This is a genomic window from Geomonas sp. (assembly GCF_056994735.1).
Map to the genome: position 1 here is coordinate 1 of NZ_JBXKJL010000162.1, position 4,183 is coordinate 4,183.

At 64.5% G+C, this 4,183-nt stretch carries 1 protein-coding gene; it reads left to right on the forward strand.

The features are described from left to right. Positions 1-4,183, forward strand: a 4,183-nt coding sequence (locus AC11W3_RS07755; protein WP_484092758.1) for a S8 family serine peptidase, incomplete at both ends; no start/stop codon positions are given.

Consider the following 4,183-nt stretch of genomic DNA (forward strand, 5'->3'; position numbering starts at 1 on the left):
CCTCGGTGGAGTACGCGGAGCCGAACTTCCTCTACCAGGCCCAGGTGGTCCCGAACGACGCCCAGTACGGCAACCTGTGGGGCATGGCCAAGATCTACGCGCCGTCGGCCTGGAACAGCACCACCGGCAGCCCCGACGCCGTGGTCGCGGTGATTGACTCCGGGGTCGATTACAACCACCCCGACCTGCAGGCCAACATGTGGGTCAATCCCGGGGAAGTCCCGGCCAACGGGCTGGACAACGACGGTAACGGCTACGTCAACGACCTCTACGGAATCAACGCCATCACCGGCAGCGGCGACCCGATGGACGATCACGGTCACGGCACCCACGTGGCCGGCACTATCGGGGCCGTCGGTAATAACGGGGTCGGCGTCTCCGGAGTCAACTGGTCGGTAAAGATCATCGCCTGCAAGTCACTCGGAGCCAGCGGCTCCGGCACGACCAGCGACGCCATCTCCTGCCTCGACTACGTCAAGGCGCTCAAGAGCCGGGGAGTCAACATCGTCGCCACCAACAACAGCTGGGGCGGAAGCGGCTACTCCCAAGCCCTCTACGATGCCATCAACGCCCAGCCCGATATCCTCTTCGTGGCCGCGGCAGGCAACGACGGCGCCAACATCGACTCATCCCCTTCCTATCCGGCGGGATACGACCTTCCCAACATCATCTCGGTGGCGGCAACCGATTCGCTGGACCACCTCGTCTCCTCCTCGAACTACGGGAAAAGGTCCGTCGATGTCGGAGCCCCCGGCTCATCCATCCTCAGCACCATGTCAGCCATCAACGTCTATGGCGATACCTCCGGTTATGCGGCCCTCTCGGGAACATCGACGGCCGCCCCGCACGTCACCGGCCTGGCCGCCCTGCTCAAGGCCCAGGACCCGGCCAGGGACTGGAAACAGCTCAAGAACCTGATCCTCTCGGGCGGCGATGCCGTAGGCTCCCTGGACGGGAAAAGCCTCACCGGCAGGAGGATCAACGCCTTCGGGTCGGTCGGCTCACCGGCCTGCAGCAACAAGCCGCTCTTCATCGTGAACCCGCTTCCCTCGAATATGCAGACGGGGATGAGCTACACGCTCTCCGCCCTGAGCATCAACTGCGCCTCTCCTTCCGGGGCGGTTACCGTTTCCGGCACGGACGGCACTTCGCTGGAGTTGACCGACCCCGACGGCGACGGTACCTTCACCGGACCCTGGACGCCGTCCGCCTTCCCGGTCACCCTGACCTTCTCCTCGCCGGCGGGATCCCAGAGTCTCACCTATAACAAGCTCAAGGTGGTGCCCTACATCCCCGAGGCCCGGCAGGATTACCCGTACTCCCAGGCGCTGGTCGCCACCGGAGGCACTTCCTACAGCTGGGCCATCACGGCGGGAGCCCTTCCCGCGGGGGTGACGCTCGATTCCGCCACCGGTTTGATCTCCGGAACAGCGGCGGCCACCGGCACCTTCTCCTTCACCGCCCAAGTCACCGACTCCAACGGGACCACGGCCACCGGGACCATTAGCCTGGTGGTCAACGGCTCCGGGTGGTTCGACGAGAAATGGGGGCGGATCTACGACGGCGACAACAACCTCAATGATCAGGCTCTGGGCGTGGCCGCCGACGCTGCCGGCAACACCTACGTGACCGGACAGACCTACAACGGCACCACCTGGGATGTCATCCTGCTGAAGTACGATACGGCCGGGAACCTCGTCTGGAGCAGAAGCTACGACGGGGGAGAGGATGACTTCGGCCGTTCCGTCGCCACCGATGGCGCCGGCCACATCTATGTCGCGGGCGCTTCGGGAGTGATCGCGAACCATCTGCTCCTGAAGTACGATGCCACCGGCAACCTCCTGTGGGCCAAGAGCTGGGACCGCGGGGGTGACGACGGCGCCTATGGAATCGCCACGGATTCGAGTGGCAACGTTTATACCGTGGGCACCTACGACCCCGGCGTGGGCGACAGGGTGCTCCTGAGCAAGTACGACGCCGACGGCAACACCCTCTGGACCAGAAGCCATGACACGACCGCCATCGGCGAATACGGCAGTGCCATAGCCATCGACGGCACCGGCAATATCGTGGTGGGGGGCAGGGCCGCGGTAAGCAGCGTCTCCGGGACGGTGGACCAGGGGCTGATCGTGAAGTTCGACGGCTCCGGCAACGTGGCCTGGTCAACCGGCGTCGTCAACGGCGGTCAGGAAACATACATAAAATCTGTGGCGGTAGATGCGGCGGGAGATTTGTATGTCGTCACCGACGGCTACTACCGGCAGCTGAAAAAGTTCTCCGCCGCCGGCGCCGAGTCCTGGACCTATACCGGGTTCTCGGGCGTGCCTGAAGTGGTTGCCGCTACCGGCCTGAAGGTTTACCTGGCAGGGGAGGGGGCCAGTTGGGCCCACGGTATAGCCATCCAGACTCTCGACAGCTCAGGGAACCAGCTCCCCTTCCAGAGGCTCGACGCAGGCGGGCAGGACGGGGTGCTGGGGATTGCCGCCGATAGCGGAGGCTTCACCGTTGCCGGCTATCGCTACAACGGCAACGACAACGACATCATCAGCGCCCGTTTCGACAACGCACCCGCGATCTATGACCTCACCCCCACAGGCCTCGACGCCACCCTGAACCTCGGTTCCCTTGCCTACACGGTGAAGGTGCAGAACAACACGGTCGGGAATCCCTCTGCGAAGGTGGGGCTCTACTTCTCACCGGATGCCCTCTCCTCCACCGACCATTACTATGTCTATGCCCTCACCGCGGGGACGGTCGACGGCGGGACGGAAAAAACCGCAACCGGCTCCTTCTACGTCCCCAACTCGATCCCCTGCGGGACCTATTACCTGACGGGTGTCGTCAACTACGACAAGTCCACCAACGAGACCGACACCGCCAACAACGCCATCGTCGGCAGCCAGTACACCATCAGCCGCGACCTGGCCATCAACGCCCTCTCAGGGACGGTCACGGGGACCAACCTGACCTACAGCCTGACGGAGAACAACACCGGCAACGTCGACGCGGGTTCCTCGGTCACCGGCATCTACCTCACCACCGACCCGGTGGGGGCGCCGACCCAGTACCTGGTCACCACCTTTACCGCCACCGATAAGAACTACCCGGGCAGGTACTTCCCGGCGGGGGACCAGGTGGTCTTTACCGGCACGGTCGCCGTTCCCTCCAACCTCCCCCCGGGGAGCTACTACCTCACCGCCGTCGCCGATATCAACAACACGGTGAAGGAGAGCGATGAGGGAAACAACCTGAAGGTGGGCGGCATTGTCTACGGCCCGGACCTGACCATCACCTCCTTCTCGGGGAGCATGATCGACGGCAACGTGACCTACACCATAAAGGTCAAGAACAACGGCGGCTCCAACGTCGCCCCGGCCGTCGGCCTCTATTTCTCGGCCGACGCAGTCGCCTCGGCCGATGACTACCCGATCGCTTTGCTCGATGCCGGGAGCATCACGGCAGGCGCCGAGGTGACCCTGACCGGCACGGTCGCGGCACCGGCTCCGGGGACTGTCCCCACCGGATATTATTTCATGACTGCGCTGGTTGATCCGGCCAACGTCATCCCGGAAACCAGCGAGACGAACAACGGCGCCACGGGTGCCCAGTACCTCATTGGCATCAACCCGGTCTATCTCAACTACAGCGTGATCGGCACCGGCACCGGGACGGTCAGCTTCGTCCCCGGGGGAACCTGCCGCGGCTTGTGCAGCCCGCTCTACGACACCGGCGCGGTGGTGACCCTGACCGCGACGCCCGATTCCGGCTCGGTCTTCAGCGGCTGGGGAGGGGCCTGCAGCGGTACCGGGAACTGCACCGTGACCATGAACGGACAGCAGGCGGTTTGGGCCGACTTCGAAAAGGCGGTCCCCACCTCCTCCTTGCTGGTGGGGAAAAGTCACACGGGGGCGCTGGTTGATGGCATCACCTGGACGTGGGGCAATAACACCTACGGTCAGCTTGGCGACGGAACGAACACCCAGCGCGTTGCACCCATCATGATCCCGGTCCTCTCCTCGGTAGTGGGCATGGCCTCGGGAGGCCTCGCCAACTACAACCTCGCCGTGCGGCGCGACGGCACCGTCCTCTCCTGGGGGGACAACGCCCTGGGGCAACTGGGGGACGGTACCAATACCCAGCGCAGCACCCCCGTCGCGGTCCCCGCACTCTCCGATATCGTCAC